Annotated in this window: 8 protein-coding genes; 4 read left to right on the forward strand and 4 right to left on the reverse strand. The window is 71.1% G+C overall.

What is annotated here, in order from left to right:
• Positions 1-332: 332 nt before the first annotated feature.
• Entirely contained in the window at positions 333-566 is a 234-nt protein-coding gene (locus QSK52_RS38745; protein ID WP_285740987.1) for a hypothetical protein, read from the reverse strand.
• 205 nt (positions 567-771) lie between these two features.
• Here QSK52_RS38745 and QSK52_RS38750 point away from each other — a divergent pair, with 205 nt between their 5' ends.
• A complete protein-coding gene (locus QSK52_RS38750; RefSeq protein ID WP_285740988.1) occupies positions 772-897 on the forward strand; it encodes a hypothetical protein in 126 nt (41 codons plus the stop codon).
• A gap of 246 nt (positions 898-1,143) precedes the next feature.
• Here QSK52_RS38750 and QSK52_RS38755 read toward each other — a convergent pair whose 3' ends face one another.
• The gene (locus QSK52_RS38755) at positions 1,144-3,147 is read right to left on the reverse strand and encodes a hypothetical protein (protein ID WP_285740989.1); all 2,004 of its coding nucleotides are present in this window, start codon (positions 3,145-3,147) and stop codon (positions 1,144-1,146) included.
• Between the two features lie 165 nt (positions 3,148-3,312).
• Between QSK52_RS38755 and QSK52_RS38760 the strand changes: the two genes are divergently transcribed.
• Positions 3,313-3,486 carry a hypothetical protein gene (locus QSK52_RS38760; protein ID WP_285740990.1) on the forward strand — a complete coding sequence of 58 codons (174 nt, stop codon included), beginning with the start codon at positions 3,313-3,315 and terminating at the stop codon, positions 3,484-3,486.
• 211 nt (positions 3,487-3,697) lie between these two features.
• On the opposite strand, the gene QSK52_RS38765 is transcribed toward QSK52_RS38760, so the two are convergent.
• The gene (locus QSK52_RS38765) at positions 3,698-4,345 is read right to left on the reverse strand and encodes a hypothetical protein (protein WP_285740991.1); all 648 of its coding nucleotides are present in this window, start codon (positions 4,343-4,345) and stop codon (positions 3,698-3,700) included.
• Positions 4,346-4,467: 122 nt separating this feature from the next.
• Here QSK52_RS38765 and QSK52_RS38770 point away from each other — a divergent pair, with 122 nt between their 5' ends.
• Complete coding sequence (locus QSK52_RS38770) at positions 4,468-4,743, forward strand: hypothetical protein (protein WP_285740992.1); 276 nt, start codon at positions 4,468-4,470, stop codon at positions 4,741-4,743.
• Positions 4,744-4,800: 57 nt separating this feature from the next.
• Here QSK52_RS38770 and QSK52_RS38775 read toward each other — a convergent pair whose 3' ends face one another.
• A complete protein-coding gene (locus tag QSK52_RS38775) occupies positions 4,801-5,136 on the reverse strand; it encodes a DUF1330 domain-containing protein (RefSeq protein WP_285740993.1) in 336 nt (111 codons plus the stop codon).
• Between the two features lie 304 nt (positions 5,137-5,440).
• Between QSK52_RS38775 and QSK52_RS38780 the strand changes: the two genes are divergently transcribed.
• Positions 5,441-5,749, forward strand: a complete 309-nt coding sequence (locus QSK52_RS38780) for a hypothetical protein (protein WP_285740994.1) — start codon at positions 5,441-5,443, stop codon at positions 5,747-5,749.
• Positions 5,750-5,870 lie beyond the last annotated feature (121 nt).

A 5,870-nucleotide genomic window follows, 5' to 3' on the forward strand; every position in this document is an offset into this window, starting at 1 on the left:
GTCGTCCAGGGCGTCCGGCTGCAACTCGACCGGTCGCACGGCCTCCACGGCCTCGGCCGAGACGGTCACGTCTGTCATCAGGTGCTACTTCCTTGATCGGGAGTTACACCGTTCTTTTTACAGACCCCACGTACCTGCGGTGGTGCCTACGTGGGATCGAGCTGCAGGCCGGGGGAGCTGTCCCGGGCATGTCCAAGGCCGCCGGGCGTGACCCGTCTCAAAGGAGTTTGACGGCGTCTCAGCAAAGTTTGATCAGCCCTCTGTACGGCACCTGCCGGTATCGCTGCTCAGGGCACGGCCGGCAGGAGCACAAGGAGGCACGCCGTCGTGGCTCAGGTACGGGAGTGGCGGCCCCGCAGACGGCCCTTCGCCGCCGCACGCCGCACCAACCACGGCCCGAGAACCATCAGCAGCAGGTTCAGGACCCCCAGCACGAAGAGGACCCCGTAGACGAGCCGCTGCGAGCCCGTGCTCGGCCACAGCACGAGGAGCCCCATCCCGGCGGTCACCATGGCCTGCCCGATAGCCGAGTCGATCCAGCGACGCACGTCCTTCAGTCCGATCATGCTTCCCCCTGGGCCGCGGCGAATACCGACCGGATGCTACCGCCCACGCTCCTGCCGCCCGGGAGGACCAGGAACCTGGACAACTGCGCGAATCCCCTGGACAACCGCCGGGGCGGGCGGCATGACCCGGGCAGGTGCGGGGATGGTTGGGAGGGCATGACGCACTCCTCCCCCTCCCCCTCCTCCGCTGCTGCGCGAGGCGGCGGTGCCGGTGCTCACCGTGGCGGTGGAGCTGCTGGGCCTGCTGGCCGACAGCGAGGACGCGGTGACCAGCGAGGCGTCGGCCCGGCTGCGCGCGGCCGCCGAGGCCACGGCCGCACCGGGCCGGTGAGGCTGGCGGTGCGAACCTCACCGGTGCAGGTCCGCAGGCCGTGGCGAGGTCGTGTCCGGCGTGCGGAGGCTGGTGAGGAGGACGCGGTGCGCTGCACGGCCGGGGCCGGGCGCGGCTCGCCGTCTACCGGGCGTTGTGCTGTGACGGTGGGGATGGCGGGGTGTCACCTGTCGGTGCATGGGGCCAGCGGGTCCCGCTGGACGGTGCGGGAGCGCCGCGGGCACCTGGTGTTGTGCCCTGAGGGTTTCAGCGCTGGTTCTTGGCTGCTTTCTGGGCCCTGTAGCGGGCGCGTACGGCTCGTTCCGTCGGGGTCATCTGGACGGCTATGGAGACCAGGCCGACGATGAAGGCGAGTGCGGCCCACAGGCTGGTGTGAAGGATGAGGCTGACGCGGTATGAGGTGGCGCGGGCGTATTCGTTGTTCATGCTGGCGGTGATCAGGATGAGGCCGGCTGTGACCGCACCTCCTGCTACGAAGGTGTCGTCCATGTCGAGCAACTCCTCGAGTAGGGCAGCGAGCAGGCCCCAGGTGAGGAAGCCGACGACAACGATCACCGGCACGCTCCACAAGGTGGCGCCGTCGTAGACGTCGTCGGTGACGTTTCCGGTGTGGGCTTTGATGATGTGGCCTTCCCAGAGGGTGAGGGTGACCGAGGTGCCCTGGGTGACGGCGTTGTAGAGGTGGTCGACGTCCATGGTCGAGGTCTTGCCCGATGTGCGCCTGACGGTGACCTTGTCGGAGTCGTCCGTGCCGCCCTTCTGTTTGTCGGTGACGACGGCGTCCTCGGTGGTGGTGCAGTTCGAGGTCACGGGCGGGGTGGCTGCGCTGTCGCACGCCGGTGCCCGGAGGTAGGTGGTGGCGTTGTGGTCGAGGTATGTGAGTCCCACAAGGGCGGGGACCAGCAGCGTGGCGAGGCCGATCAGCGTGGCTGCGCTCTGCAGCCGCTTGCGCCAGATGGGGCTCTTTCTCGTCTGGGAGTTGGCGGCCGTCGTGGCGGAGGCGGGGAGTACGGGGGGCCGGTTGGTAGGGGTGGGCTGCACATGTGCTGGGGGCGGGTAGTGCGGTGTGGGGGTCTGCGGGAGGGGACTGGCCGCCCAGGGGGTGGGGGGTGTGTGTCCTGCAGCGGGGTTGTCGGGTCTCGCCGGCGGGTTGTCGGGCCGAGAGAGAGCCGTGTCCTGGCTGGTGGGCGGGTTGTCGGGGGTTGATGGGGGGTTGTCGGGCTCGGAGTAGAGGACTTCGCCGGGGATGGTGCGCCCGTCGAAGCCGGAGGGCTTCTGGTCTTCTGGCAGGCTCCAGCCCAGGGAGCGGCCCATTTCGCGTAGTTGGTCGTGTTCCTCGCCGACGATTCGCTGGACGGCGTCGATGGCGCCGTCGACGATTTGGAGGCGATCGCCGAGGACGTCGCCGACGCGTTCGACGATGCGCTGGGTGGTCACGCCGAAGACGGTCTTGAGCCTGTCGATCTCGGCCTTGAGGTCAGCGATCTCCTGGTTGGCGTGGCCGAGCATCTGCCGGGCGATGTCGCGGTCGTCCTCCGCGTCGTAGCGGGCGTTGGCCATGGCCTCTTCGCGGGCGCGGGCTTCTTCGATCTTCTTCTCGTAGAGGGCGATCTGGGCGGGCTCAGAGGTGCGGGCCGCCAGGGCGTCGGCGAGCCGGCGCTCGAGGTCGGCGATGTCGCGCAGGTACTCCTGCTCCTTGGCGGCGGCGAGGGCCACGATCAGCTCGAGGCGGTGGTTGGCCTGCTGGAGGGTCGACTGCTTCTCGTACATCTGGATGATCTTGTCCTGCGCGGCAAGCAGGCGCGGCCCGGGTGGGAGGCTGTCGGTGCCGGGGGCGGGCAGGGCCGGGGGGACCTGGACGGGGGGCAGGCCGGCGCGCCGTCGGACGCGCTCGCTCTCCCGGCGGACGCGGGCAGCTTCGACGGCCTTGTTGAGCATCTGGCGGCCCTGCTTGAGCCGGGTGGCGCGGGTGTCCTCGTCGGCGGAGCAGACCTGCACGACCGCGCTGACGAAGTTCCAGTCGAGTTTGATGCCGGCGAAGCGGCTGTAGACGGTGTCGGGGGAGGGGACCTTGCCGCCGCCGAAGTCGACCGGCTCCAGCTGGGCATGGAAGTCCTTCACCCTCAGATCCGAGGCGTCCAGCCACTGGCGCAGGGTCGCGGCTAGGTGGTTCGCCTCAGGGGTCGGCCCTTTCAGCGGCCCCCACGGCGCCCCTGCGCGTCCTGTGGTGCCCTTGTCCGCCTCTGCCATCCAGACCCTCCCTGGCCCGAAATCCCCTGGTTGTCGGGCCCAGCGGCGGGGGTTGTGGTGCCGGTAACCCGGTGCCGCTTCGGTTGGGGGCCGCGCTGATCCACCGTCATATCAGCCGCTCCGTCCGGAGTGAAGCCGAAGGATCGATCACAGGGGAGATTCGTGATGAAGGACCGCTCCAACCGCAGCAACGGCAACCACAACGCCAAGCACCGCCCCGCACAGAAGCCCTCCGACCGACGCCGTCCCCACCGCCTGCTCCTGGCGGTCATCGACGCCGCTGTGCCGGCAGCGACCACCGCGCTGGTCGTCTGGACCCTGTCCCATCTGCCCTGGTAACCGCAGAGGTGGGCCCGCACCACCGCCAAGCGGGCCCACCCCACCCGCCACCATGCGCGCCGCTGCGGCCGCCCCCGCAGCTCCCAGGTCCGCTGCACAGCCCGGAAGGAACCCCGCACCTTCCGGGCTGTGCAGCGGACCTGGGAGCGAACGTCAGAACGCTCTGGCGGATGCCCTTGGCTGGAGCCCGGGAGCAGCGGGCCGGGACGGGTCAGATCAAGCGCTGTCGCAGGGCCAGGTGCAGCAGTTCGGCTGCTTGGCGTGCGTCGGTGGCGAGCAGGGGTTCGTGGTCGGCGGCATCAAGGATCAGGTGTCCGTCGACGAGACCGGGCAGGCCGTGCTGGACCCAGCCGGTTCGCTGGCCGGCGCGGTGGAGGGCAACCAGGTCGGACCGGCCGCGCCAGACGCGGGCGGTCAGGGCGCCGAAAGGCTCGGCCAGGTCCGGCTCGCCAAGGCCGACGGGGAAGGCGACGGTGCGCTGCGCTGCCAGGGCCAGGTGCGGCTCGCCGTCCACCGCGGTGCTGTGCTGCGGCTTCGACGCGGCGGCCGCGGGCCGTGAGGCGCTCGTGCTCGCGCCGGGCCTGCTCGCGCTCCTCCTCCTTGGTGGAGGCTTGGTGCCGGGCCGGGGGCGCTTGCGGCCGGTGGCCAGGTAGCGGGCGCGCCACAGCCGCAGCTCGTGGGTGCGCGCTCCCCGGGCGCGCAGCGAGTCGGCGAACTCGGCCTTCAAGGCGCCCTCGGCGGGCAGCTCGCACCAGGCCCGGTAGCCGGTGAGCTTCTCGGCGAGTTCGCCGGCGCTCTCGTTGTCGCGGTCGGCTTCGACCAGGAGCAGCGGCACGTCGGCACCGGGGTCGCGCAGCACCAGGTCGGTGAACAGCGAGCGGCGCCCGGGGGAAGGCGATCGCCGCCACCTGGATCCGGGCCCTGGCCGAGCGCCAGGACGAGGAGGACAACCGGCGAATCCCGGAGCGGTACGCGCGGGCCGTGGAGCGGATCCTGTCCCGGGAGATCGTGCTCGTCCGCGACGGCCCGCTGGAGGGCGAACTCCTCTACGAGCTCGACCCGGCCGCCTTCACCCTGGAGCGCCCCGGCACCGGACCGATGGACCTGCGGCCGACCGAGCGGGTCGCGCTGGCCGCGATCAGCGCCGCCACCGCACCCGGCACCGTGCCGGGCGACCTCACCGCCGGCCTCCCCCGGGTCGGTCGGCTCATCGACCACGCCCTGGCCATCGGCCAAGAGCCGGACCGCGGGGCGTAGGAGCAACCGTGCCCGGGCCTGGCGGTCCGAACGGCACGGATCCGCTCCACGGAGTGCTCATGCCGGGTGGCCCTCGAAACGGTGTTCGGCGCGGTAGCCGACGGGTACGCCTTCGGCGATGATCACGTCGGCTGCCATGTGCCGGGTCCGCAGCTCCAGGATCTCCTGGTAGGCGGGTGAGTCGTACCAGGCGCGGGCACGCTCGTAGTCGGGGAACTCGATCAGGATCAGACCGAGGGCGCCCCAGCTCCCCTCCAATGTCTCGAACTTCCCGCGGTGGACGGCGAAACGTCCGCCGAACGCGTCGAGGGTGGCGTCGATACGCCGCAGGTACTCGGTGACGTCCGGGTCGGGGTCGATGGAGTGGACCTGGGCCAGAGCGTAAGCGGTCATCGTGCTGCTCCCACAGTGTCGGGGCGGACTGACGGCATCGACGCTACGGCCGGCGGGAGTCGGGCGAATCTGTCATGGATCAGTACCCGCCCGAAGCCGTCCGCCGGGAGGTGTGACCCGCCGGTGCCGGTGTCCGCCCGCGCACCGGTGCCGTTGGTCGGGCTGCACGGGAGTCGAAGGTCCGTCCTGCTCCGAGCCGTGACGCGGTGCCCGTTCGAGCCGGTGCAGCCCACCTGCCGGACTGCCCGCGGGATCACCTTCGCGCGGAAGGGAGCGGGCCGGGTGCGTTGGAGGCGGCGAGGCCTTGGTCGAGCGCCAGGCGCAGCAGGGTGAGGACGTCGTCGGGATTGGCGGACAGCAGCGGTTCGCTGTCGGCGGCGTCGACGACCTGGCGGCCGCGCAGCAGGGTGATCCAGTGGTCGCCGCCCTGGTAGGGCTCGGTCCAGCCGACGAGGTGACCGTTGTGCTCGAGGGCGTGGGCGGTGGGGCCGGCGTGGTCGCGGCGCGGCTCGCCGAGGCCTCGCTCGGTGAGCGGCGTCGCGCGGAGGGCGAGGCGCGGGAAGCCGGCGGGAAGGCCGGCTGCGACCGGGGCCGGGGTGTGGGCGGCGCCTAGAGATCGTCTTCAAAGGTCAGATCCAGAGCAGGATTGAGGCGATGGTGACGGTGGCCTGGTAGGACTCGCGGGTCTTGTCGTAGCGGGTGGCCAAGCCCCGCCACTGCTTGAGGCGGTTGAA

Source organism: Kitasatospora phosalacinea, assembly GCF_030268885.1.
GTDB lineage: Bacteria > Actinomycetota > Actinomycetes > Streptomycetales > Streptomycetaceae > Kitasatospora > Kitasatospora phosalacinea_C.

Bases quoted from the DNA above. Each gene is read 5' to 3' on its own strand.
- QSK52_RS38760 (WP_285740990.1), top strand. From the start codon at position 3,313: ATGAAGGACCGCTCCAACCGCAGCAACGGCAACCACAACGCCAAGCAC.
- QSK52_RS38775 (WP_285740993.1), bottom strand. From the start codon at position 5,136: ATGACCGCTTACGCTCTGGCCCAGGTCCACTCCATCGACCCCGACCCG.
- QSK52_RS38745 (WP_285740987.1), bottom strand. From the start codon at position 566: ATGATCGGACTGAAGGACGTGCGTCGCTGGATCGACTCGGCTATCGGG.
- QSK52_RS38755 (WP_285740989.1), bottom strand. From the start codon at position 3,147: ATGGCAGAGGCGGACAAGGGCACCACAGGACGCGCAGGGGCGCCGTGG.